At 68.7% G+C, this 23,146-nt stretch carries 20 protein-coding genes and 1 pseudogene; 6 read left to right on the top strand and 15 right to left on the bottom strand.

What is annotated here, in order from left to right; genetic code table 11:
- Positions 1 to 36: 36 nt before the first annotated feature.
- The 3 genes and pseudogenes from ABD209_RS06435 to ABD209_RS06445 form a co-directional block, all read right to left on the bottom strand.
- A complete protein-coding gene (locus ABD209_RS06435; RefSeq protein WP_344063754.1) occupies positions 37 to 1,167 on the bottom strand; it encodes a hypothetical protein in 1,131 nt (376 codons plus the stop codon).
- A 291-nt stretch (positions 1,168 to 1,458) separates the two neighbouring features.
- The gene (locus ABD209_RS06440) at positions 1,459 to 2,124 is read right to left on the bottom strand and encodes a dehydroquinate synthase/iron-containing alcohol dehydrogenase family protein (protein WP_344063756.1); all 666 of its coding nucleotides are present in this window, start codon (positions 2,122 to 2,124) and stop codon (positions 1,459 to 1,461) included.
- A 121-nt stretch (positions 2,125 to 2,245) separates the two neighbouring features.
- Positions 2,246 to 2,758: pseudogene (locus ABD209_RS06445) on the bottom strand (iron-containing alcohol dehydrogenase); the annotation flags it as partial.
- 42 nt (positions 2,759 to 2,800) lie between these two features.
- Between ABD209_RS06445 and ABD209_RS06450 the strand changes: the two are divergent.
- Together ABD209_RS06450 and gtfA are read left to right on the top strand one after the other, a co-directional pair.
- A complete protein-coding gene (locus ABD209_RS06450) occupies positions 2,801 to 3,235 on the top strand; it encodes a DUF1801 domain-containing protein (RefSeq protein WP_324388198.1) in 435 nt (144 codons plus the stop codon).
- A 147-nt stretch (positions 3,236 to 3,382) separates the two neighbouring features.
- Positions 3,383 to 4,882 carry a sucrose phosphorylase gene (gtfA, locus tag ABD209_RS06455; protein WP_344063760.1) on the top strand — a complete coding sequence of 500 codons (1,500 nt, stop codon included), beginning with the start codon at positions 3,383 to 3,385 and terminating at the stop codon, positions 4,880 to 4,882.
- A 13-nt stretch (positions 4,883 to 4,895) separates the two neighbouring features.
- Here the strand turns inward: gtfA and ABD209_RS06460 are convergent, their stop codons facing one another.
- Together ABD209_RS06460 and ABD209_RS06465 are read right to left on the bottom strand one after the other, a co-directional pair.
- Positions 4,896 to 5,519, bottom strand: coding sequence for an L-threonylcarbamoyladenylate synthase (locus ABD209_RS06460; RefSeq protein WP_324388200.1), 624 nt, complete (start codon positions 5,517 to 5,519; stop codon positions 4,896 to 4,898).
- Positions 5,520 to 5,524: 5 nt separating this feature from the next.
- On the bottom strand, positions 5,525 to 5,797 hold the full coding sequence (locus ABD209_RS06465) for a DUF167 domain-containing protein (protein WP_344063764.1): 273 nt from the start codon (positions 5,795 to 5,797) through the stop codon (positions 5,525 to 5,527).
- A 19-nt stretch (positions 5,798 to 5,816) separates the two neighbouring features.
- Here ABD209_RS06465 and ABD209_RS06470 point away from each other — a divergent pair, with 19 nt between their 5' ends.
- Complete coding sequence (locus ABD209_RS06470; protein WP_344063767.1) at positions 5,817 to 6,950, top strand: methyltransferase domain-containing protein; 1,134 nt, start codon at positions 5,817 to 5,819, stop codon at positions 6,948 to 6,950.
- Positions 6,951 to 6,964: 14 nt separating this feature from the next.
- Here ABD209_RS06470 and ABD209_RS06475 read toward each other — a convergent pair whose 3' ends face one another.
- Together ABD209_RS06475 and tpx are read right to left on the bottom strand one after the other, a co-directional pair.
- Positions 6,965 to 8,557 (bottom strand): acyl-CoA synthetase, encoded by a 1,593-nt coding sequence (locus ABD209_RS06475; RefSeq protein ID WP_344063770.1) that lies wholly within the window; start codon positions 8,555 to 8,557, stop codon positions 6,965 to 6,967.
- A gap of 40 nt (positions 8,558 to 8,597) precedes the next feature.
- Positions 8,598 to 9,095 (bottom strand): thiol peroxidase, encoded by a 498-nt coding sequence (tpx, locus tag ABD209_RS06480; protein ID WP_344063773.1) that lies wholly within the window; start codon positions 9,093 to 9,095, stop codon positions 8,598 to 8,600.
- Positions 9,096 to 9,256: 161 nt separating this feature from the next.
- Between tpx and ABD209_RS06485 the strand changes: the two genes are divergently transcribed.
- Positions 9,257 to 9,454, top strand: coding sequence for a hypothetical protein (locus ABD209_RS06485; protein ID WP_344063776.1), 198 nt, complete (start codon positions 9,257 to 9,259; stop codon positions 9,452 to 9,454).
- 18 nt (positions 9,455 to 9,472) lie between these two features.
- Here the strand turns inward: ABD209_RS06485 and ABD209_RS06490 are convergent, their stop codons facing one another.
- Genes ABD209_RS06490 through ABD209_RS06500 form a run of 3 tightly spaced genes read right to left on the bottom strand, consistent with a single transcriptional unit; the run spans position 9,473 to position 13,416 of the window.
- Entirely contained in the window at positions 9,473 to 11,404 is a 1,932-nt protein-coding gene (locus ABD209_RS06490; protein ID WP_344063779.1) for an alpha-amylase family protein, read from the bottom strand.
- 60 nt (positions 11,405 to 11,464) lie between these two features.
- Positions 11,465 to 11,935, bottom strand: a complete 471-nt coding sequence (locus ABD209_RS06495) for an OsmC family protein (RefSeq protein ID WP_344063782.1) — start codon at positions 11,933 to 11,935, stop codon at positions 11,465 to 11,467.
- Positions 11,932 to 13,416, bottom strand: coding sequence for a glutamate-cysteine ligase family protein (locus tag ABD209_RS06500; RefSeq protein WP_344063786.1), 1,485 nt, complete (start codon positions 13,414 to 13,416; stop codon positions 11,932 to 11,934). Before ABD209_RS06500 ends, ABD209_RS06495 begins: the two co-directional genes overlap by 4 nt.
- Before the next feature lie 117 nt (positions 13,417 to 13,533).
- Between ABD209_RS06500 and ABD209_RS06505 the strand changes: the two genes are divergently transcribed.
- Together ABD209_RS06505 and ABD209_RS06510 are read left to right on the top strand one after the other, a co-directional pair.
- A complete protein-coding gene (locus tag ABD209_RS06505) occupies positions 13,534 to 14,706 on the top strand; it encodes an exonuclease SbcCD subunit D (protein WP_344063789.1) in 1,173 nt (390 codons plus the stop codon).
- A complete protein-coding gene (locus tag ABD209_RS06510; protein WP_344063791.1) occupies positions 14,703 to 17,813 on the top strand; it encodes an AAA family ATPase in 3,111 nt (1,036 codons plus the stop codon). Before ABD209_RS06505 ends, ABD209_RS06510 begins: the two co-directional genes overlap by 4 nt.
- On the opposite strand, the gene gcvP is transcribed toward ABD209_RS06510, so the two are convergent.
- The 5 genes from gcvP to ABD209_RS06535 all read right to left on the bottom strand — a co-directional run bounded on the left by gcvP (position 17,814) and on the right by ABD209_RS06535 (position 23,128).
- Positions 17,814 to 20,663 carry an aminomethyl-transferring glycine dehydrogenase gene (gene gcvP, locus ABD209_RS06515; RefSeq protein WP_344063794.1) on the bottom strand — a complete coding sequence of 950 codons (2,850 nt, stop codon included), beginning with the start codon at positions 20,661 to 20,663 and terminating at the stop codon, positions 17,814 to 17,816.
- 75 nt (positions 20,664 to 20,738) lie between these two features.
- Positions 20,739 to 21,311 carry a MerR family transcriptional regulator gene (locus tag ABD209_RS06520; protein ID WP_344063797.1) on the bottom strand — a complete coding sequence of 191 codons (573 nt, stop codon included), beginning with the start codon at positions 21,309 to 21,311 and terminating at the stop codon, positions 20,739 to 20,741.
- 174 nt (positions 21,312 to 21,485) lie between these two features.
- A complete protein-coding gene (locus tag ABD209_RS06525) occupies positions 21,486 to 21,950 on the bottom strand; it encodes a bifunctional nuclease family protein (RefSeq protein ID WP_344063799.1) in 465 nt (154 codons plus the stop codon).
- Between the two features lie 30 nt (positions 21,951 to 21,980).
- Positions 21,981 to 22,658: a transcriptional regulator FtsR gene (ftsR, locus tag ABD209_RS06530; RefSeq protein ID WP_344063801.1), complete on the bottom strand. Its 678-nt coding sequence runs from the start codon at positions 22,656 to 22,658 to the stop codon at positions 21,981 to 21,983.
- A gap of 8 nt (positions 22,659 to 22,666) precedes the next feature.
- Complete coding sequence (locus tag ABD209_RS06535; RefSeq protein ID WP_344063805.1) at positions 22,667 to 23,128, bottom strand: FHA domain-containing protein; 462 nt, start codon at positions 23,126 to 23,128, stop codon at positions 22,667 to 22,669.
- Positions 23,129 to 23,146 lie beyond the last annotated feature (18 nt).

Consider the following 23,146-nt stretch of genomic DNA (forward strand, 5'->3'; position numbering starts at 1 on the left):
AGTCCATTGTGAACGGATCACCTCGGCGACAGCCCGTTACGCGGGCTCCGCCTGGGCTGGCTTGGCAGTCGAGCCGAGGACACAGCCCGGTTGGTCACAGGGTGGCAGCGTCGACTTGGAGTTGCTGGCGAGCGTCCTGTGCGCCGCCCAGACACGCTCCATGTCGACGGTTCCTAGGGCGTCGCGCATTGCCTTCAACGCGTTGTCCGAGTAGCGCAAGTGCTTGGTCCTCCCGAAGACGAACCGATGCGAGAAGTGGTCATCGTTGCTGTCGAGGCCGAGGTGACGACGGAGCGCCGTCGCGCCGCTGCGGCTCACCCCCGCCCGGTCGGCCAAGTCATAGGGACCCATGTAGAACTTCTTCTCCAGGTCCACAGTCCGGATCGCCGCTGAATCGACTGCTGGGTCGCTCGTGTACGTGACCGGCAAGCCGCCCGACTTGACCAACCGGACCTCTACCGTCAGCCCTGATCCGACGATGTTCGCCGCGTAGCCGGTTAGTTTGGGGAACACTTGGCTGCGGCTCTTCCCTTCCCTTATCCCTCGGGCCACGCGGCGTACATCGGTTTCGCTGACCTCGGCTGCGTCGGGATCGGCGAGGGCCTCAGTCGCGAGCAGGGCTCTGATTCTGGCATTGGCCTCAGCCGTTGCTCGGCGTCCTGGCTTCAAGAGTCGGGCGATCCGCTCGTGCTCGCGGTCGACCAGCAGGTCTAGGCCCTGAGGCGGTTCTGCACTGATCGGCAACACGCGCGCTGGTAGGTGATCGCCCAACCGCTCGCCGAAGACCCGGCACAGCAGGTCATCGAACAGAGTGACCGCCGACCGCACGTACAGGTAGAGAAGCCCCTCGTCCACGACCACGTACCAGTGCTGCTCCGCGTCGCGCAGCGAGTCGAGAGCGCGGATGGTGCCCGCTTCGTCGTCGCTGATCTTGATGCCATCGGTCTGCTGGCACTGCCGGATCGCGAGTTCCAGCGAGATCGACTTGCCACTGCGCTTGTCGAAGACTGGGACCCTCTTGGCCTCCAGAGCCGCCTTCAACAACATCTCGAAGGCATGCTGAAGGCTCAGCAAGACGCGCGTAATGCGTCCTTCGTCGTCCAGCGCGTTGAACGCGCCCACGCCGGTGCGCAAGGAAGCCAGGGCCTTCTGGCGAAGGACGCGCACGTTGTATGACTCGCGAGGCATGCCAGCAGGTTACGAGGCCAGGCCCGTCGCTGTGCGCTTTGCCCTTGCCAACGTGCTTCACAGAGCCGCCAGGGCCTGAATGCAGGTCGTGAGTACCCTCACGTTGAATCCGGAGTGGCCATAATTTGCAGGACGGGACTCTTCGCTGGTGCTACGTGAAAGATGGCCACCAACGCTGTGTCTGTTGGCCATCTTTCGTGTAGTCAAACAGTTCCAGCCTCGCATCACTCGCCCTTGGGTGGGCTTGCCCGGGGCGGTCGTGAGCAACCCTCAGTTCGCGCACCACAAACGCATCGAGCGCTCGAAGATGCGCGCGATGTCGTCCTCGGTCACCGGCACCGGGGCGACGGCCAGCAGGCGCTGCTGTCGCATCGTGCCGGCGACCAGGTCGTCGATATCGCCCGCGCCGAATCCGACCGCTGCCAGCCCGTTCGGTAGGCCGATGTCCGCCATCAGCGCGGCCACGATGCCCGGCAGGAAGTCCGCCGGGTCAGATGTCATCACCGCATCCGGATTCAGCAACCGGCCGGCGCGAAGGTGACGCTCGGGCGCTGCCGCGAAAGTGAATCGGAAAGCCTCGGGCGCCGTGAGAGCGACGGCCACCCCGTGCGGGACCAGCGCCTCCCCCTGCGGATAGTCCGCGGCGCGAAAGTCCTTGGCCTGCCCCGCAATCGGGTAACCGTTCGCGTGCGGGATGTGAACGCCGGCGTTCCCGAAGCCCATGCCTGCGAAGGTCGCCGCGAGTGCCATCTCCCCGCGAGCCTGGCGGTCGGACCCGTCGCGGACGCTGCGCCGGAAGGAGCCGGCCAGCAGGGCTAGCGCCTTCTCGCACCACATATCCGCGATCGGGTTCGCCCCGCAATAGGGCACGCGCTCCGCGGCTCGATGCCGCTCGAAGCCGGTGTAGGGCCGCGCGGGTGTAGCTCTCCAGCGCATGGCACAGGATGTCCAACCCGGTGGCCGCAGTCACACCGGTCGGCTGGGTCAACGTCAGCTCCGGGTCGACCACCGCCAGCGTGGGCCGCAACGCCTCATGCGATATTCCCGTCTTGACCGACAGCCCGATCACGTCCAGGACGCACACCGTCGTCGACTCCGAGCCGGTCCCCGTCGTGGTCGGCACGGCGATCAGCGGGCGCAGCGGCTCGATGGGCGACCGGCCAGCGCCGACCGGCCGGTTGACATAGTCGAGCAACTCCCCCGGGTTCGTTGTCAGTAGGTTGACCGCTTTGGCTGTGTCGATGCTCGACCCGCCGCCGACCGCGACATACGCGTCATACGGCCCGCCGTCACGCGCCCAGGCGATGGCGTGCCGCAGGCTGGCGTCGGTCGGCTCGATGTGCACGTCGTCGAAGAGTTCGCACTCGACGCCGTATGCCCGCATCTGCTCGGCGATGCGTGCCGGGGCCCCGGTCGCTGCCACCCCGGCATCGGTGATGAGCAGGGCCCGCTTCGCGCCCAGCTGGGCGATGTCGTAACCGATCTCGGCGGAGGCCCCGGCCCCGAGCTTGAGGCGGGGCGCGCCATACGTGAAAACGGACTCGGAGTTTCCGGGCGCGTTGACGGCCATCGGTCGCACCTCCCTTGGTGGCGGCGCCTGTAGCGTACGACTATGCGGGTGGACGCCGACACGATCGAGCAATGGTTCGCGGCTGCCGGCCCTCGAGAAGCGGACCTGCGTCGCATGGACGCTGCCATCACGGCATACGCCCCTGACATGGAGCGCGTCTTTAAGGACTGGAACTTCGGCGGGGCCGGCCTCGGCTACGGCCGCATCGACTATCGCACGAAGTCCTCCCCCACCCTCCAGCAGATCCCTGTCCTCGGACTCATGCCGCAAAAGCGGCACCTCGCTCTGTATGCCTGCGCGGTCATCGACGGTCAGTACCTTGCCGAGCGCTATCGCGAGCAGCTGGGCAGCGTCAGTTGCGGCAAGTCCTGCATCCGCTTCACGGCCTACGACAAGCTCGACGAGTCGGGTCTGGCGGCGATGCTCACCGATGTCAACGAGCGCTATCGCCGTGGAGACCATCTCTACGGCGTGTGACCCGTTCGGGGGACGCAACGTGGCATGCATCGCATCACATTCGTGCCTGCGGACGCGCGGGTAACACCACGTGCGGCCTAGCCTGAAAGAAAGCCGCACGGACTCGACGTTGCTGGTCAACGATGACCAGGAACAGGAGCGGGACAGATGCCTGACCAGGTCGAACTCATCACCTACTGCGATCGTTTGGGCGGCAGTCTGCCCGGCTTGAAGCAGGTCCTCGACGGGCCCCTCGCGGGCCTCTTCGGCGGTGTGCACATCCTGCCCTTCTACCGGCCGCACGACGGTGCCGACGCCGGCTTCGACCCGGCCGATCACACCGAAGTCGAGCCTCGCCTGGGCTCGTGGGCCGACATCCGCGAGATCGCGTCCGACTATCCGGTGACCGCGGACCTCATCGTCAACCACGTCTCCTCGGCATCACCGCAGTTCCAGGACTGGTTGCGACACGGCCCGGACTCCCCCTATGACGGGATGTTCCTGACCTTCGGCAGCGCCTTCCCCAAGGGGGCGACAGAGGCGGAGCTGATGATGCTGACCCGCCCACGACCGGGTCTGCCCTTCACGGTCTATGAGCAGGCCGATGGCACCAAACACCTGGTCTGGACCACCTTCACCGAGGAACAGATCGACATCGACGTCCGGGCGCCCCTGACCCTGCAATACCTGCAGCGGGTGCTCGATCTGCTCGCCGGGAGCAGTGTCAAGTGTGTCCGACTGGACGCTGTCGGCTATGCCGTCAAGTCACCCGGGCTGACCTCCTTCATGACCGAGGAGACCTTCGCCTTCATCCACCAGGTCAGCGACTGGTGCGCGGCCCGCGGTCTCGATGTCATCGTCGAGGTGCACTCCTACTTCCAGCGCCAGGTCGAGATCGCTGCTCAGGTCGACAAGGTCTACGACTTCGCCCTGCCCCCACTGGTGCTGCACGCCCTGACCGCGGGCGACGTCGCGCCGCTGCTGCACTGGTTCACCGTGCGGCCGACCAATGCCGTCACTGTGCTCGACACCCACGACGGGATCGGCGTCATCGATGTGGCCGAGGATGGCCACGACCCGGGCAACCCCGGCCTGCTGTCGAATGCCCAGATCACCACGCTTATCGAGGCGATTCACCGCAACTCCGGCGAGACCTCACTCTTTGCATCAGGTGGCGCCGCCTCGAATGTCGATATCTACCAAGTGAATTCGACCTTCTATGACGCACTCGGTGCCGATGACGGCAAGTACCTCCTCGCCCGGGCCATCCAGTTCTTCACGCCTGGGACCCCCCAGGTCTACTACGTCGGACTGCTCGCGGGCCACAATGACGTCGCCCTGCTCACCCGCACAAACATCGGGCGCGACGTCAATCGGCATTTCTACACCCGGCACGAGATCGCAGCCGCGCTGAACGCGCCCGTGGTGCGTGCCCTGTGCGCCTTGATCCGGATCCGGAACAGCCACCCGGCCTTCGACGGTGACTTCACGGCCGACGGCTCGGGCAGCAGCATCACCATGTCGTGGAGCGCCGGCGAGGACCGGGTCGACCTCGTCGGCGACACCGCGACGGGCGCGGCAACCATCGCGTGGACCTCACCCGACGGCGAGCACACGTCGCCGTTGCTCGCCCTGGCTGCTTCGCGTCCCTTGCTCCCCGTCGTCTAAGCGTCCCTGTCACTCAGTCGAGGAAGCGCGACGGATCGCCCGCCCCGACGCGCACCACCTCGGGCACGCCACTGGAGTAGTCGACCACGGTCGTCGGACGGGCCACGCACTCCCCGGCATCCAAGATCAGGTCGACGCTGTGGTCGAGTTCGTCCTTGACCAGCCACCCCTCGGTCATAGGCTCCTCCTCCCCCGGCAGGATCAAGGTGCTGCTGAGCATCGGTTCGCCGAGTTCGGCCAGGAGCGCCTGCACGATCGGCGTGCCGGGAATGCGCACGCCCACGGTCTTCTTCTTGGCCTGCAAGAGCTTTCGCGGCACTTCCTTGGTCGCCGGCAGGATAAAGGTGTACGGGCCCGGAGTTGCCGCCTTGACCGCCCGGAAGACCGCATTGTCGACGATCACGACATGACCCAGCTGCGCGAAGTCGCGACAGACGAGCGTGTAGTGGTGCTTGTCGTCGAGCCGGCGGATCTCGCGGATCCGGTCCTTGGCCTCCTGATTGCCCATGGTCGCTCCGAGGGCATAACCGGAGTCGGTCGGATAGGCGATCAGGCCGCCGTCCCGCAGGACATCGACCGCGGCGCGGATCGCGCGCGGCTGGGGGTCGACCGGGTGGACATCGAGCAGGCGAGCCATGACGGTCAGCCTAGGGCGCGCAGTTCGGCCAGGCGCACCTGCAGGCCTGCCGCCACCGCGTCGATCTCGGCGACCTTGCTCCGAGCGGTCGTGCCACGAACGATGGTGACGGCCCGTGGACGCACGCCGAACGCGGCGGCGAGGGCACGGCATACGGCCTCGTTGGCGCGTCCGTCCACGGCGGGTGCGGACACCGCGACGACCAAGGCCTCCTCGCCCCACAGCCCACCGACTCGGGTCCGCGAGGCGCCAGGACGGACGCGGATGCTCACCTGCACACCCGTATTCTCGTCGTTCGTGGACTGCCGCTACTACGACGCGGGCGCGTGTCGCTCGTGCACGCTGATGGGCAGCCCGTATGCCGCGCAGGTCACCGCGAAGCAGTCGGCCGTGGCCGCCGCGCTCGCCCCCGCGGCCCCGGACGCCCGCTGGCTGCCCGCCGTCACCGGACCGGAGCAGGGGTTCCGCAACAAGGCCAAGCTCGTCGCCGGTGGCGTCCCTGGCCACGTGACGCTGGGCATCCTCGGCCCCGGCGGCGCAGGCGTCGATCTGCGTGGCTGCGGCCTGCACGAGGCCGCGATCGTCGCCGCACTCCCCCACCTCGCCGACTTCGTCGACACCATCGGCCTGATCCCGTATGCCGTGCCCACCCGCCACGGTGAGCTCAAGCATGTGGTCGTCACCGCCGCGCCGAGCGGTGAGCTGATGATCCGCTTCGTTCTGCGCAGTACCCACCAGGAGGCGCTCATGCGCAGCCGGCTGCCCCGTCTGCTCGCGGCCCTCCCCCAAGCTCGAGTCGTCTCGCTCAACATCCAGCCCAAACCGGCGGCCATCATCGAAGGTGACCGCGAAATCGTTCTCACGCAGGAAGATTCACTGCGTATGACGGTCGGCCCGGCCCCGCTCTATCTGCGCCCGGACGGCTTCTTCCAAACCAACAGCACGGTTGCGGCTGCCCTCTATTCGCAGGCCCAGGCCTGGATCGACGCGGCCGACCCGACGACCGTCTGGGACCTCTATTGCGGCGTCGGCGGCTTCGCCTTCGCCGCCGTCGCCCCGGGCCGACGCGTGGGCGGTGTCGAGATCGCCCCCGGTGCAATCGCCTCCGCGCGTCGCACGAGCGCCGAACTCGGGCTGACGCCACCGGCCCTCACCTTTGCCATCGGTGATGCCGCGCACGCCGCGGACACGCTGCCGGCTCCGCCCGACGTGGTCATCGTCAACCCGCCCCGCCGCGGCCTGGATCCCGATCTGCTCGCCCGGCTCGACGACGCGCCGGCCACAACCCTGATCTATTCCAGTTGCAACCCCGCGACCCTCGCGCGCGATCTCGCCGCACTCACCAGCTGGCGGGTGAGTCAAGCGCGGCTTTTCGACATGTTCCCGCAGACCGACCACCACGAGGTGGCCGTGGTCGCCCACCGGGTCTGATACCGCATCCGGCCTCAGTCGCCGGCGCCCAGTCCGGCGTGCTCCTGGCGCAGATCGCGCTTGAGGATCTTGCCGCTCGGATTCTTGGGGAGGGCGTCGGCGAAAACGACGTGCTTCGGTGTCTTGAACCCGGCCAGCACGGAGCGCGTATGCGCGATGACCGCCTCCTCGGTCAAGTCGGCCCCCGCCTTGGGCACGACCACCGCGGTCACCGACTCCACCCAGAGCGGATGGGGAATGCCGAAGACCGCGACCTCAGCCACGCCGTCGAGCAGGTAGATGGCCTCCTCCACCTCGCGGGAGGCGACATTCTCACCGCCCGATTTGATCATGTCCTTCTTGCGGTCGACGACATGGAGGTGCCCGTCGTCATCGAGGTAGCCCAGGTCGCCGGAGTGGAACCAGCCGCCGCGGAACGCCTCGGCGGTCTTGTCCGGGTCGTTGTAGTAGCCAAGGGTCGCGTGCGGGCTGCGATGCACGATCTCCCCGACGACGCCCGGAGCAACGGGCTGGTCGGCGTCGTCGACGACGATCGTCTCGACGTTCAACGACGCGCGGCCGGCCGAACCGGCATGCGCGAGCTGCTCGTTCGGGCGCAGGATCGTTGCCAGCGGCGCCATTTCGGTCTGTCCGTAGAAGTTCCAGAAGGAGACCTCGGGCAGTCGGTCCTGCAACTCCTTGAGCACCTCGACGGGCATCGGCGAGGCGCCGTAGTAGCCCTTGCGCAGCGATGACAGGTCCGCGCCGTCGAAGCCGGGGTGACGCAACAACCCGATCCACACCGTCGGCGGGGCGAAGTACTTCGTCACGCCCGCACGCTCGATGGTGGCGAGGATCGCCGCCGGGTCCGGCGCCGGCAGGAGCACACTGCTGGCCCCGAGATAGATGTCCGGGCCGAGGAAGCAGTCCAGTTGGGCGCAGTGGTAGAGGGGCAGGGTGTGCAGTTCGACATCGTCGCGATCCATGCCGCCGTCGGCGATGCAGCTGACGTACTGCCACAGCAGTGACCGGCTCGAGTGAAGCACGCCCTTGGGGCGGGATTCGGTGCCGGACGTATACATCAGCCGGATCGGATCGTCGTCAGCCACAACGACTTCGGGTGCCCGCGCCGTCCCGGAGAACCACGCGCCCGCGTCGATCCAGCCGTCCCCCGCACCCTCGGCCGCACCATCGCGTCCGGGTATGACCGCGGTGATCTCCACGCTGCCCCGCTCGGCGCGCGCGATCGCCTCCCGCGCCACCGGCAGGAAGCCGGCCTGCGCCACGAAGGCGCGCGCGCCGCTGTGGTCGAGGATGAACGCGATCTCCCCCGCACCGAGCATGAAATTGATCGGCACCAGCACCAGGCCCAGCCGCGCCGTGGCGAAGTTGAGCACCGCGAACTGCCAGCTGTTTCGGGAAACCAGAGCCAACCGGTCGCCGTGCCTCAGGCCGAGCTCGGCCAAGGCGGCGGCCCCCGCCTCGACGCGGGTCTCGAACTCGGCATACGTCAAGGCGACGTCGCCGTCGCTAACGGCGAGCTTGTCGGCATACCGCGCGGCGCTGCGGTGCACGAGATCCGCCAGAGCGTGGTGACGCATTCGTAGGACATCGTCGGCCACGGTCATGGCGTCCTCCTTCGAACTCAGCGAACTCAGCGGGGCAAGCTCATCGCAGCGCCGCGATGGCGGCGTCGTAGTCGGGCTCGGTGGTGATCTCGGGAACCACCTCGGTGTAGGCGACCGTGCCATCCGCGCCGACCACGACGACCGACCGGGCAAGCAGCCCGCGCAACGGCCCGTCGGACATGGTCACGCCATAGGCATCGCCGAAGTCGCTGCGGAAACTCGAGGCGGCAGTGACGTTTTCGATGCCCTCGGCCCCGCAGAAGCGGCCCAGCGCGAAGGGCAGGTCGGCCGAGGCGCAGACCACGGTGGTGTTTTCGAGGCCAGCGGCGAGCTGGTTGAACTTGCGCACGCTGGCGGCGCAGACGCCGGTGTCGACGCTCGGGAAGATGTTGAGCACGACGCGCCGGCCGGCCAGCCCGGCGAGCGTGACATCGCCGAGGTCGGTGCCGGTCAAGGCGAAATCGGGGGCGGGGGCGCCGACCCCGGGCAGGTCGCCGACGGTGTGGACAGGGGTGCCTTTGAATGCGGTATCAGCCATGCCTCTGTGTCTAGCACACCCCTGCGAGACCCGGCCGGCCACCCAGGAAGTTTCTCGGCTCTTCGCAGCAGGCACACGCGCAGTCCACAGGGTTGCCACAGGATCGGCCGAGAAAGTGAATCTTGTTGCCGGACAATCCGACCCGAGACAAGGACCAGGACATGATCGCCGTCGCCACCACGGACACCACCACCTTTACGGCCTACCGCTGGGAGGCGGGCACGCTCGTCGCGGCACAGCCGCGCCAGCGCGTTGGCGCCGCCCGCGGGCACGCTCCGAGCGCCGGCCACGCGGCCGCGGCCACGACCTCGGTCAGCCCCAGCGACCTGCCGACCCTCGTCTTTCTCGCGGACAGCTGAGCCCGAGCTCGGCCGGGCTCAGCCGTCGACGACCCACCAGGCCGAGAAGGGCGCCAGCCAGATATAGCCGTCGCCGCCGATCGTCACCGGATGCCGGTCGCCGAGCGCATTGACGGGGTTGACGAAGCCGATCCCTTCGAACTCCATCCCGGGGAACGGGCGCCAGTCCTCGGTGAGGTTGTAAAGGCACAGCATCGGCCCAGATGCGTGCCGGCGAAGCGTCGCGAGCACGCCTCGGTCGATGTGATCGCCGAAGACTCGGGAGTCCGCACCCGCGTGCAACTGCGGCAGCGAGCCACGAACGCGCGCCAGGTGCACCAGCCCCTGGAAGATCTTGCCGGTCACCGTCGTCAGGTCGTCGCGATCCTTGGCCACCTCCCAGTCCAACCGGGGCCGGTGAGCCCAGCGATTGTCGTCCTCGTGACCGGCCTCCGAGGCCCACTGCGGGTCGTTCAGCGTCCCGAGTTCGTCACCGGACCAGATCACCGGGATGCCGCCCCAGCCGTATGCCAGCGCATGCACCAGAAAGATCCGTGCCATCGCCGCCTGCGCGGCTTCTTCGTCCTTCGCGGCCGCCAGGCCGGCCAGCGACGCGGCGGTGCCGCTGGTGCGCTTGTCCCCCGTCGCCTCGTTGTACTGGAAGACCAGCCCGCGTCCCCACGAGCCGGCGACATCGCCGGCATACCAATCGGCGAGGAAGCGCCGGTGCAGAAAACCGTTGAGGCCGACACCCGCGGCATCCCGGTCGTCGATGGCCCAGCCGATGTCGTCGTGACAACGCGTGTAGGTGATCCAGGTCCCGGCCGCCGGGGTCTCGGGCAGGGCCCGCAGAGCCGCGCGCGCCAACTCCGCATCGCCGACAGCGGCCATCGACCAGCCCTGCACCATGAGGGAGTTGTGATAAGCCAGATCGCTGACCTTGCCGACGAAGTCGCCGACGCCGAGATACTGGATCAGATCGCGCGGACCCACGATCGCCTCGGCCTTGAAGACGACGCTCGGCGCGGCGATCCGCGCGAGCGCCCGCAGCACGGCGGTCAGGTCGTGCACCTCGGGCTGGTTCTGGCAGTTGGTGCCCATCCGCTTCCAGGTGAAGGCGATCGCGTCGAGCCGCAGCACCTCGACTCCCAGATTGGCGAGGTAAAGGATGATGTCGACATATTCGCCGAGCACGTCCGGATTGCCCCAGTTGACATCCCACTGCCAGGAGTTGAACGTCGTCCAAACCCATGCGTTGAGGTCGGCGTCGAAGGTGAAGTTGCCCGGCGCGAAGTCCGGGAAGACTTCCGGCAGCGTTGCTTCATATTGGTCGGGCAGCACGCGGTCGGGGTAGGTATAGAAGAAGTCGCGATAGCGCTCCTCCCCCGCCCTGGCGCGGGCGGCCCACTCATGTTCCAGTGCAACGTGATTGAGGACGAGATCCATCACCAAGGACATGCCCCGGTCACGCAAGGCATCGGCGAGGTGCTGCAGATCGGCGGTGGTGCCGAGGTCCGGACGAACCGAGCGGTAGTCGGCCACGGCATACCCGCCGTCGTTGTCACCATCGCGCGGCCGCAGCAGCGGCATGAGGTGGAGATAGGTGACGCCGAGCTCCTGCAGGTAGTCCAGATGTGACTCGACACCGCGCAGATCGCCAGCGAACCGCTCTGTGTAGCAGGCATATCCGACCATGTGGGGGTCCTGCAGCCAGTCCGGCGTCAGCAGTCGCTCCCGGTCGTGGCGGCACAGGGCCTCCGGTCGGTCCCGGTAGGCCCGCGCGGCCCGGATCACCAGATCGCACGCCAGGGCATCCGCATCTCGCTCGGCGCTGTAGAGATGATCGAGACTGGTCTGAATCACGACAAACCAGCGGTCGAGCCGCTGGGCAAACTCTTCCTGGCGATAGGGGTCGAGATCCGCGAGAACTTTTCGGGCGGCGGCATGGACCTGCTGGGGGGCGCGCTGCATACGCCTATCTAATCGGAGGGGGACACGCGGGCGCGAGGGGCCTTCCATCCTGTGACCACATCAGTCGATGGGGCTCTCCGGGTCGCTCAGGCGCATCGTCACCGGCGTCGGCACTTGCACGGTCCGGGACACCGTGCACAGGCGGTCGTGCGACATCGCCACTGCGCGCGGCAGCATCTCGCGGGCCCGGTCTCCGGCCTCGTCGTCCGGGAACCGGACGGTGAAGGTGACCTCGATGTCGGTGAGCCGATTGCCGCTCTCGTCGCGGATTTTGGTGCCGTTCGAGGTGACGTCGAAGGCCGTGGGCTCGGCCCGTTTGCCGGTGATCAGATCGACGTCGACGGCACTGCAGCCCGCGATCGCGGTCAACAACAACTCGACCGGGGTGAAGTCGCTGTCGTCGCCCGAACCGAAGGTGAGTTCGCCGCCACGGGGGTTGCGGGCGGCATACCGGCCGGATGCGATGCGGGTGAACTCGACGGACCGGGCGCCGAGACCGGGGCCGGTGCGCTCCTCACCGACCGAGGTCACGCGTGCACCGACCACGTATGCACGGGGGCGTTCGTGTGCACATTGGCGGCGTACCGCTCCAGCATGGTGGCGAGGGCGGTGGGCCGGTCGAGCCCCGAATCCTCCAGCTTCGCGACCACTTGGGTCTGCCAGGTCGCTCCGTTCATGCCCGTGGTGCACCGGCCCTCGATCACGGCCAGGTAGCGGTCGCGGACGGCCTGCGAGACACCCCAGTCGGCCAGGCCCTGGTGGGCCAGGGGTAGCAGGTGCCGAAGGATGAGCTCGTCCACGGGGACCTCGCCGTAGCCCGGCCAGTAGATGCGCGCGTCGATGCCGTCGCGGGCGCACCGCTGGAAGTTCTCCTCGGCTGCGGGGAAGCTCATGCGCGACCAGACCGGGCGGTCCTCGGAGGCCAGCACCCGGACGCAGCCGTAGTAGAAGGCCGCGTTGGCGAGGACGTCGATCATCGACGGGCCCGCGGGGAGCACGCGATTCTCGACCCGCAGGTGGGGACGACCGCCGGCGGTGTCGTAGATCGGCCGGTTCCAGCGGTAGATCGTGCCATTGTGCAGGCGCAACTCGGCGAGGGTCGGAGCGATGCCCTGGTCGAGCTGGCGCATGGGATCCTCGTCGCTGCATTCGGCGAGCAGCGCGGGGAAATAGCGGACGTTCTCCTCGAAGAGGTCGAAGATCGAGGTGATCCAGCGCTCCCCGAAGAAGACGCGGGGGCGGACGCCCTGGTTCTTCAACTCGATAGCCCGGGTGTCGGTGGCCTGCTTGAACAACTCGATCCGCGTCTCGGCATGCAGTCGCTTGCCGAAGAAGAACGGCGAGTTCGCGGCGAGCGCGAGTTGGGGGCCGCAGATCACCTGGGCGGCGTTCCAATAGGCGGCGAAGTCGGACGGGGCGACCTGCAAGTGCAATTGCACCGAGGTGCACGCGGATTCGGGCGCGATGGTGTCGCTATAGGTCGAGACCCGCTCCCCCGTGGGGCCTTCGATGTCGAGGTAGATGTCCTCGCCGCGGGCATAGAAGATCGAGTCGTTGAGGGCGGCATACCGGTTGTTGGCGGTGATCCAGTCGCCCGCGAAGTGTTCCGGCATGATCGTCGGCAGGATGCCGATGGGCACGATGCGCGAGCCGGTGGTGCGCGCCTTGGTCTCGGCCTCGTTCAGCGAGCGGCGCAGATCGCCCTCGAGTTCGAGCGCGGCGTCGCCCGGCAGCGGCCGCGGGCTGACGTTCATCTCGATGTTGTATTGCGCCAGCTCGGTCTGGAAGTCCGGGTCGGCAATGGCCTCGAGGACTTCGAGGTTGGCGAATCGCGGCTGGAAATGGTCGTCGACGAGATTGAGCTCGATCTCCATCCCGGTCATCGGCCGCTCGAAGTCGAACTGGCTGTCCGCGAGCATGCGTTCGAAGACGTCGAGATTCTGGCGGACCTTTTCGCGGTACCGCTGGCGTTCCTCGCGGGTATAGCTCTTCGACTCGACTTCGACGCCCATTGGCACACCCAACCACATCTGCAGGCGCCTGTGCGGGACCGCTCGCAGCCGGACGGATCAGGCAACACGCGCCCACCCTCCGAGGGGTTGTCGGTGCTCCCACCTAGCCTGAAAACCATGCGGGCCCTGCACACCTCCGACTGGCACCTGGGCCGGGCGTTCAAGAACGTCGGGATGCTGGGTGTGCAGGCGCGCGCGCTCGATCAGCTCGTGGAGGTCGTGCGGTCCGAGCGGATCGAGGCGGTGCTCGTCTCGGGTGATGTCTACGACCGCGCCGTGCCCGCACCGGACGCGGTGAGCCTGCTCTCGCAGACCCTCGAGCGACTCGTCGACGCCGGTGCGCGCGTCGTCGTGAGCAGCGGCAATCACGACTCGGCCACCCGGTTGGGCTTCGCGTCGGCCCTGCTGCGCCCGGCCGGCGTGCATCTGGCGACCGCACTCGATGACATCGGCCGGGGCGTCGAGATCTCCGGCGTGACGATCTACCCCATCCCGTATCTCGAGCCCACTGTGTGTGCGGACCACCTCGGCGCGACCGAGCGCACCCACGCCGCAGTCATGCGGGCCGCGATCGCCCGCGTGCGCTCCCGGCATCGCGGCGGGCCGTATGCCGTGCTCGCGCACGCGGTCGTCACCGGTGGGCAGGGGTGTGAGTCGGAGCGCGAACTCGCCGCGGGCGGGCTGTCCGCCATCCCGGCGCGCGTGTTTGCCGGGGCGGCCTATGTCGCGATGGGCCACCTGCACGGCCCCCAGCAGCTGACGCCGAGGGTCAACTACAGCGGATCACCGTGGGCGATGTCCTTTGGCGAGGCCACCCATTCCAAGAGTTGGACTCTGGTGGACATCTCGACGTCCGGCGAGGTGCGCGTCGCGCGCGCGCCGGTCCCGGTCGACCGCCCGCTGGCCCGTCTGCGCGGCCGGTTGGCCGACCTGCTGGCCGACCCACGGCATACGGCCGCGGAGGCTGCCTGGTGCTCGGTCGTGCTGACCGATCCGGTGCGACCGCTGGGAGCGATGGATCGGCTCCGGGCCCGCTTTCCGCATGCCATCGAGCTGACCTTCGAGCCGGCCGGCAGCGTGGGTGCCCCGATGACGTATGCCCGCCGAGTCCAGGACCGCACGCCACTGGACGTGTGCTGCGACTTCGTCAGCCACGTCCGCGGTGGGGCCGGGGCCGATGCCGCCGAGCGGGAGTTGCTATCGAGCGCCGTGGAGGCGGCCCGCAGGGACCGCGCGGTTCGTGAGGACGAGGGCGTGGCTGCCGGTGCGAGGACGGCCGAGGCCTCGTGAGACTCCACGCTCTGACCGTCGACGCCTTCGGGCCCTTCGTCGGGCCACAGCACGTCGACTTCGACGATCTCGGATCGGCGGGGCTCTTCCTGGTGCACGGACCGACCGGGGCGGGCAAGACCAGCGTCCTGGACGCCGTCTGCTTCGCCTTGTTCAGCGATGTCCCCGGCGCCCGGGCCAGCCGCGGCTTGCGCGCCGATCTGGCGGCCGCGGATCGCCCCACGGCCGTGACGCTGGAGTTCAGCAGCGCCGGCCGGCGCTTCCGGGTCGCCCGGTCACCGGAGTACGTCCGGCCCAGTCGTCGCGGCACCGGGATGACCAAGGCGCCGGCCCGCGTCGTGCTCGATGAGCGCATCGACGGAGCGTGGGCGGTCCGGTCCACACGGATCGACGAGGCCGCCGACCTGATCAAGGACGTCGTCGGGATGGGCTTGGCCCAGTTTCAGCGCGTAGCTCTGCTCCCCCAGGGGCAGTTCGCCGACTTTTTGCGCGCGGAGCCGCGCGATCGCCACCAACTCCTCACGGCGCTGTTCGACGTCGCCACCTACGAGGATGTCGAGACCTGGCTCGCGGACGTTCGACGCAGCCATACCGAGCAGGTCACCGCGCTGACCCTCGAACTCGGCTACCGGGTCCGCGCGCTCGCGGACCTGTGCAGTGGGCTGCCGGGCGCGGACGGCGACGACTCGCCTGCGGGTGACCGGTCGATGCTCACGGCGACCGCCGTGGAGCAGTGGGCCACGCTCGGACCGGAGTTGCTCGCGCGTCTGGAGGCAGCAGCGACCCAGGCGCTCGGCGATGCCGAGCAGGCCGCCAGCCACGCGATGCAGTGCCAGAGTCGGCACGACGAGGCCGTTGAGATCGCGAGGCAGGTGCGCCGCGGTGCCGACGCGACCGCCGCGTTGGCTGCACTGGTCACCCGGTCCGAGCAGATCGATCGCGCGCGCAACCGGCTGCATCAGGCCACCCTGGCCGGTGAGTTGCGCGGCGAGTTGGCCAGCCTGGTCACCGCCGAGCAGGCTCGTGCCCGTGCCGCGAGCCAGGCCGATTCGGCCGCTCAGGCGCTCGCGCAGGTGCTCGTCCGCCCGGTCACCACGGGTGAGATCGCGCGGCTGGCCGCCGAGGAGCCCGAGCTGGGCACCCAACTCGACGGGATCCGCACCGCCCTCGCCGACGCACGCACGGCCCGCCGCACCCGAGACGAGGCGGTGGCCAGGCTCGCCGAAGCCCAGGCCCGGAACGCGCACAGCACATCGCGCCTCGCGGCGGCGGCCGAGCGCCACACGGTCCGTGCCGACGAGCAGGCAAGACAGCGTGCCCTCGCCGACGACCTCCTGCCCGCCCAGGCGTCGCACGCGCAGGCGACCCGCGTACACGCGCTCGTGACGGACCTGATCCGCTGCTTCGGGGCCCTGGATGTGATCGTGCCCGACCTGCTCACCGCGCGCGAGGCCCACGTCCAGGCACGCGAGGAATTGGTGTGCCAGCAGGAGCGACGGCTGAGCGACCTTGCGGCTGAGCTGGCGACCCGGCTGACGCCCGACTCGCCGTGCCCGGTCTGCGGGTCGGGCGTGCATCCCCAACCGGCCCCGCCGGCCACCGGGTGGTCGCCGGAGGACCTGGCGGCGACAGAAGCGGCCGTCGACGCGGCAGCCGCTCGAGTGGGAGGGCTCGATCGCGAGCGGCACGCCACCGAGGCGATTCGCGATCGATTGCTCACTGATCTCGCGTCCGAGCTCGAGGCTCCGCCGCCGGCGGGGATCGGGCCGTGGCAGGCGATGCTGATCGCGCAGGCGACAACTCTTCGGCAGCTGAGCACGCGGGCCGCCGTAGCCGCCGACGCCGCGGCGACGCTGCCGGCGCTGGAGGCACAGGGCGCTTCCGATCAGCAGGAAGCCGAGCGTTTGGCGCTCGCCGCCGCCAGGGCGGAGGCGAGTCTTGCGGACGCCCAGGGTGCCGCCGACTCGGCGGCCGTTCACCTGAACGTCGCGATCGACCAGCTCGGCGATGCCGTCGCCGATCATGCCCGCGGCTGCCCGTGCCGGCCGGGCGGCGACGGGCCGGCGGCGGCGACGGATAGAGCCGTCGCCGTGCTCAGGGCACATCAGCGCTACGCTGCCGCACTCCACGAGGCTCACTCCGCCGAAGGCGCTGCGACCTCGACCGCGGACGCCCTGAACACCGCTGCGGCCGCCTTTGCGCTGGCTCTCGCAAGCTCCGGTTTCGGCGATCGAGCGAGCCTCGAAGCGGCGCTGCTCCCGGCCGCGGACTGCGCCCGCCTGCAGACCCAGATCACCGCTCATGATCAGCAGGTGGCGATCAACCGGGCCACCCTGGACGACCCGGAGGTCGCAGCGGCGCTCGCCCGGCCGCAGGCCACGAACCCGGAGATGACCGGTGCGGCCCTGACAACGGCTCGGGAGGCCGCCATGTCCACCGATCGGGCACGTCACGACACCGAGCGGATCGCGCACGCGGCTCGGGCTGCGGTCAACGCCGTACTCGAAGGCGCCGCCTCCGTGACCGATGCGCGCGGCGAGTCGGCCCGCGTCGCCGCCCTGGCCGATCTGGCCGGTGGCACCTCGCCAGACAACACACTGCGGATGCGACTGTCGACCTTTGTGCTCGCGTCGCGGCTGGAGCGGGTGGTCGATCTGGCCAACGAGCGGCTGCGACTGATGGGCGACGGACGCTTTCAACTCGAACACGACGACTCGCTGGCCGGCCGTGGCGCCCGCAGCGGGCTCGGGCTGCGCGTTCGTGACGCCTGGTCGGGCACGACACGCGCGCCGTCCAGCCTCTCCGGCGGCGAATCCTTCATCGCCTCGCTCGCCCTCGCTTTAGGCCTGGCCGATGCCTTGCGCGAGAGCGTCGGGGGCATCGAGCTACAGACTCTTTTCATCGACGAGGGCTTCGGCGCGCTCGACGAGGCGAGCCTGGACGATGTCCTCGGGGTGCTGGATGCGTTGCGCGACGGCGGCCGCGCGGTCGGTGTGGTCAGTCACGTCCCGGAGTTGCGCGACCGCATTCCGGCGCAGTTGACCGTGACGAAATCGCCGCAGGGGTCGACGCTCGCCACCACGACGACTCTCGCTGCGACCGCCTGATCAGGCGAAGTCCTCGATCGGGGGGCAACTGCACATCAGGTTGCGATCGCCGTAGGCGCCGTCGATCCGGCCGACGGGCGGCCAGTACTTCTGGCCGGCATGCCCGCCCGGGAAGACCGCGCGTTCGCGGTCGTAGGGGTGGGTCCACTCTCCGACGATCGCCGCGGCCGTATGCGGTGCCTGCCGCAGCACGCTGTCGGCGACCGGGACCAGGCCGTCGATGACCTCCTGGATCTCGGCCCGTATGGCCAGCATGGCCGCGCAGAAGCGGTCGATCTCGCCCAGATCCTCCGACTCGGTCGGCTCGACCATCAAGGTGCCGGCCACCGGGAAGGACATGGTCGGCGCGTGGAATCCGTAGTCGATCAGCCGCTTGGCGACATCGTCGACAGTGACGCCGCTGATCCTGGTCAACTCGCGCAGGTCGAGGATGCACTCGTGGGCCACGAGCCCGTCGGTGCCGCTGTAGAGCACGGGATAGGCCTCGCGCAGGCGGGCCGCGATGTAGTTCGCGTTGAGGACGGCGATCTGGGTGGCCCGCGTCAGCCCCGCGCCCCCCATCAGCCGGATGTAGGCCCAAGAGATTGCCAGGATGCCAGCCGACCCGAATGGTGCCGCCGACACCGGCTCCCCGTGCCGCTCGGGCAGTTCGGGGTTGCGCGGCAGGTGCGGTGCCAGGTGCGCCCGAACCCCGACCGGGCCGACGCCGGGCCCGCCCCCGCCGTGGGGGATGCAGAAGGTCTTGTGCAGGTTCAAGTGCGAGACATCGCTCCCGAATCGGCCCGGGCGGGCCAGGCCGACGAGGGCGTTGAGATTTGCGCCGTCGACATAGACCTGACCACCGGCGTCGTGCACCAAGGCACATAGGTCGCCGATGGTGTCCTCGTACACGCCGTGGGTGGAGGGATAGGTGACCATGATCGCGGCCACCGACTCCCGGTAGTCTTCGAGCTTGACCTTCAGGTCATCCATGTCGACATTGCCGGAGATCGGGTCCGTCGCGACGACGACGACCTTCATCCCGGCCATCACCGCGCTGGCGGCGTTGGTGCCGTGCGCACTCTGCGGGATCAGGCAGATGGTTCGGTGCGCTTGACCATTGGCTCGGTGGTAGTCACGGATGGCGAGCAGCCCGGCGAGTTCACCCTGGGAGCCCGCGTTCGGCTGGACGGACACCGCGTCATAGCCGGTGATCTCGCACAGCCAGCCCTCGAGTTGCGCAATGAGCTCTCGATAGCCCGCCGTGTGCGCCGACGGGGCGAAGGGGTGGATGTCGGCGAACTCCGGCCAGGTGACGGCCACCATCTCGGTCGTGGCGTTGAGTTTCATCGTGCACGAACCGAGCGGGATCATGCCGCGATCCAGGGCAAAGTCCTTGTCCGCGAGCCCCCGCAGGTAGCGCAGCATCGCGGTTTCACTGCGGTGGCGGTGGAAGGTCGGGTGGGTGAGGTACTCCGAGGTCCGCTGTAGGGCTTCGGGCACACCGGGCGCCGCATCGGCCTTTCCGGCGGGACTGGACCCGAAGCACTCCAGGACCGCGGCAATATCGGCGTCCGTCGTCGTCTCGTCGACGCTCACACTCACCAGGTCCTCACCGGCCCGGAACAGGCTGATCCCCCGGCCATCGGCGGCCGCGACGATGGCGTCGCCCCGGCCGGGGACGACCGCGGTCAGGGTGTCGAAGAAGTGATCACCGGCGAGTTCGATGCCGTCCCTGGTCAGGTGGGCCTTGAGCGCCATCGCCTTGTCGTGGACGCGCTCGGCGATCGCCTTCAGGCCGTGGGGGCCGTGGTAGACGGCATACATCGAGGCCATGACGGCGAGCAGCACTTGGGCGGTGCAGATATTCGACGTCGCCTTTTCGCGGCGGATGTGCTGCTCGCGGGTCTGCAGGGCGAGCCGGTATGCCGCGTGGCCGGCGCTGTCGACCGATACACCCACCAGCCGCCCGGGCAGGGTGCGCTCCAGTCCCTTGCGGACGCTGATATAGCCCGCGTGCGGACCGCCGAACATCATCGGCACACCGAAGCGCTGGCTGCTGCCGACCGCGATATCGGCGCCCCACTCCCCCGGCGGCACCACGATCGTCAGCGCCAGCAGGTCCGCGGCGGCCGTTATCAACGCACCGGCCTCATGGGCAGCGGCGGCCAGGTCGCGATAGTCGCGCAGTTCGCCGCGGGCATCGGGGTATTGCACCAGCACACCGAAGACGTCACGCCCGTCGGTCGCGTCCACCAAGGCGGCCGTGGTCCTCACGTCGCGAAGGTCCGCCACCACCACCGCAATGCCGATGGCTTCGGCGCGGGTGCGCACCACATCCAGCGTCTGGCCGAAGATGCGCTCGTCGGCGAGCAGCACGCCGTCGGGGATTCCGCGGACCGACCGATGCATCAAGGCCATGGCTTCCGCGGCGGCTGTCGCCTCGTCCAGCAATGACGCTCCGGCCGTGGCCAAGCCGGTCAGGTCGGCGATCATCGTCTGAAAGTTGACGAGGGCCTCGAGCCGGCCCTGGGAGATCTCGGGCTGGTAGGGCGTGTACGCGGTGTACCACGCCGGGTTCTCCAGGACATTGCGGGCGATGACCGGCGGCGTGATCGTGCCGTAATAGCCCTGCCCGATCATCGAGCGGGTGACGACATTGCGGCCGGCGAGATCACGCAACTCGCCGATGACCGCGTGCTCATACTCGGCCGGGGCGATCGCTAGGACCGTGTCGCTGCGGATCGCCCGCGGAATGGCCCGATCGCACAAAGCATCGAGGCTGCTCTGCCCGACGACACCGAGCATGCGCTCCAGATCGCTTTCGCGCGGACCGATGTGACGGGCGGCGAATTCGGGCAACACACTCACGACGACTCCCTGAAATGGACGGCGCTGTGAGCTTACTTGCCCGCGACCTCAGGGCGTGTCCGCCGGCCTTCGGGGTCAGCCGATGCGCGCGGCCCGCCGAGCCCGCAGCTCATCCTCGGGGTGCTCGGCCGGCTCGTCGGTCGACTCCTCCCCGGGCAGGTGCGCCAGGGAACCCTCGACCTCCTGCCAGACCTTGCCCAGGGCGATCCCGAAGACGCCCTGCCCGCCCTGCAGGAGGTCGAACATCTCGGTCGGTGACGTGCATTCGAAAACAGAGGCACCGTCGCTGAGCAGCGTCACCTGAGCCAGGTCGTCGACGCCGCGAGCGCGTAGGTGCTCGATCGCCAGCCGGATCTGGTGGAGCGACACCCCGGTATCGAGCAGGCGCTTGACGACCTTGAGGACCAGGATGTCGCGGAAGCCGTAGAGCCGTTGCGACCCGGAGCCCGAGGCCGGCCGAACCGACGGCTCCACCAGGCCGGTCCGGGCCCAGTAGTCGAGTTGCCGGTAGGTGATGCCCGCAGCCTTGCACGCGGTCACCCCGCGGTAGCCGATATGCCCATAGGGGTCGCTTAGGTCGTCGAAGAGCGCGTCCTGGGTGACCTGCGGCGACGCCGGCAGCTGGCCACGTTCGTCGGCACCGCTCACGCTTCCTCCTGATGGCGACCTATCGGTTCGTTGTCGTCTTCGACGGTAGGCCTGTGAACGGGCGTGGTCAACGACATCGCGCCAGCGCCGATCGGCGTGTCGCTCCATCGGAGGTAACGATTTAGACCCTCAATGTCAACATAACCCTTAGACCACATCCGTCACACCATTCACTTAGGTGTCAAAGTCTTCCGGCGAGATGTGATCCAGAAACTCCTTGAACTTCTCCACCTCGTCATCGGTCTCTTCCGCCAGCGTGATGCCGCTCTCCGCCAGCAGATCCTCGGTGGTGACCACTTCGGCACCGGTGCGGATGGCCAGGGCGATGGCATCGGAGGCGCGCGAGTCGATCTCCACCCCGCTGCCCAGCACGAGCGTGGCGTAATACACCCCGTCGTCGATACGCTCGATGCGCACCGTCCGCAACTCGTCCCCGAGGGCCGTGACGACATTGACGAGCAGGTCATGGGTCAGCGGACGCGGCGGCACGACCCCCTGCTGCGCATAGGCGATCGCGGTGGCCTCCGCAGCCCCGATCCAGATCGGCAGATGCCGGGCTCCGTCACGCTCGCGCAACAGGACAATGGGCTGGTTGGTGGGCATTTCGACCCGCACACCCAGGACGTCGAGCGGCTTCACGCGTTCACCGTACCCCGGCGACCACACCGCTCAGCCGCGACGCCCCAGCTCGTCCTTGACCAGGGCCGTATGAAGCCCCAGACAGGCGAGCGCGACCGAGGCGGCATCGGGGCTGCTTGCCCCGGCGGCCGCGTAGTCGACCAGCCCCACCTCGCGTTCCGCGGCCGTACGGAAGACCCGCAGATGACGCGCCTCGATGCCGAAGCGTCCGAGATCGGCAGCTGCCGAGGCGATCCGGGCGGACTGACCGCTGAAATGGCCATCCTTGTCGGCGCGCAGCATCGAGTAGGACACCAACTCCTCGATCAGCTCTCGCGAGGCGCCCGAGGTGCGGGCGAGCTCGGCGAGGGTCAGGCGCGCATCGACCGCATCGCGCAGCGACTCGGCGGCCGGAAGGTCGGGGTCCGTGGTGACGGCCGGCGGCTCCGGTGTCGACCCCGCTGGGGCACCGAGGTCGACGCTCAGCCCACGATCCATGCCGTCGAGGGCCTCGCGGATCACCTTCAATGGCCAGAAACGGTCGCGCTGGGCGCGCAGGACGAAGCTCAACCGCTCGACATCGTGATCGGCATACAGGCGATAGCCGGACGGAGCCCGCTGCGGGGTCAGCAGGCCCTCGGCCTCGAGGAAGCGGATCTTGGAGATGCTGACATCCGGGAACTCCTCGCGCAGGGCATCGAGGACGGCGCCGATCCGGCGGAGGGCCATGGGTGGGCTCAGCCGCGGGCTTGGCGGAACACCAGGCGGAACTTGCCGATCTGGACTTCGTCGTGGTCCTGCAGGGCCACCTCGTCGACACGCTGGCGGTTGACATAGGTGCCGTTGAGCGATCCCACATCCCGGATCACGAAGCGGTCGTCCTCCCAGCTGAAGACGGCGTGCTTGCGTGAGACCGTGACATCGTCGAGGAAGATGTCGCTGTCCGGGCCGCGCCCGGAGGTGACCTCCGCATTGTCGAGCAGGAACCGGGCACCGGCATTGGCGCCGTGTTGCACGATGAGCAAGGCGGTGCCGGGGCGCAGGGCATCGATCAGCCCCAGATCCTCGCGGGAGAGCCCGGGGTCGGGATCGGACCAGTCCGGCCCGCCACCGGTGGCCGGGAGGCGCTGGGTGGACGGGCCGAATCGTAAGACATCCTCCGGCGGTGGTCCGTCCGGGTTCGACGTCGCGTCGCTCATGATGGGCCTCCTCGGGCC

Origin of the sequence: Nostocoides vanveenii, assembly GCF_039531165.1 — a bacterium.
In the GTDB taxonomy this organism is placed as follows: Bacteria; Actinomycetota; Actinomycetes; order Actinomycetales; family Dermatophilaceae; genus Nostocoides_A; species Nostocoides_A vanveenii.

Excerpts from the sequence above, each read along its gene's own strand:
- tpx (WP_344063773.1), bottom strand. The coding sequence starts at position 9,095 with ATGGCTGATACCGCATTCAAAGGCACCCCTGTCCACACCGTCGGCGAC.
- ftsR (WP_344063801.1), bottom strand. The coding sequence starts at position 22,658 with ATGGCCCTCCGCCGGATCGGCGCCGTCCTCGATGCCCTGCGCGAGGAG.
- ABD209_RS06490 (WP_344063779.1), bottom strand. The coding sequence starts at position 11,404 with ATGCAGCGCGCCCCCCAGCAGGTCCATGCCGCCGCCCGAAAAGTTCTC.
- gtfA (WP_344063760.1), top strand. The coding sequence starts at position 3,383 with ATGCCTGACCAGGTCGAACTCATCACCTACTGCGATCGTTTGGGCGGC.
- ABD209_RS06450 (WP_324388198.1), top strand. The coding sequence starts at position 2,801 with ATGCGGGTGGACGCCGACACGATCGAGCAATGGTTCGCGGCTGCCGGC.
- ABD209_RS06505 (WP_344063789.1), top strand. The coding sequence starts at position 13,534 with ATGCGGGCCCTGCACACCTCCGACTGGCACCTGGGCCGGGCGTTCAAG.
- ABD209_RS06500 (WP_344063786.1), bottom strand. The coding sequence starts at position 13,416 with ATGGGCGTCGAAGTCGAGTCGAAGAGCTATACCCGCGAGGAACGCCAG.
- ABD209_RS06535 (WP_344063805.1), bottom strand. The coding sequence starts at position 23,128 with ATGAGCGACGCGACGTCGAACCCGGACGGACCACCGCCGGAGGATGTC.
- ABD209_RS06485 (WP_344063776.1), top strand. The coding sequence starts at position 9,257 with ATGATCGCCGTCGCCACCACGGACACCACCACCTTTACGGCCTACCGC.
- ABD209_RS06460 (WP_324388200.1), bottom strand. The coding sequence starts at position 5,519 with ATGGCTCGCCTGCTCGATGTCCACCCGGTCGACCCCCAGCCGCGCGCG.
- ABD209_RS06475 (WP_344063770.1), bottom strand. The coding sequence starts at position 8,557 with ATGACCGTGGCCGACGATGTCCTACGAATGCGTCACCACGCTCTGGCG.
- ABD209_RS06440 (WP_344063756.1), bottom strand. The coding sequence starts at position 2,124 with ATGCGCTGGAGAGCTACACCCGCGCGGCCCTACACCGGCTTCGAGCGG.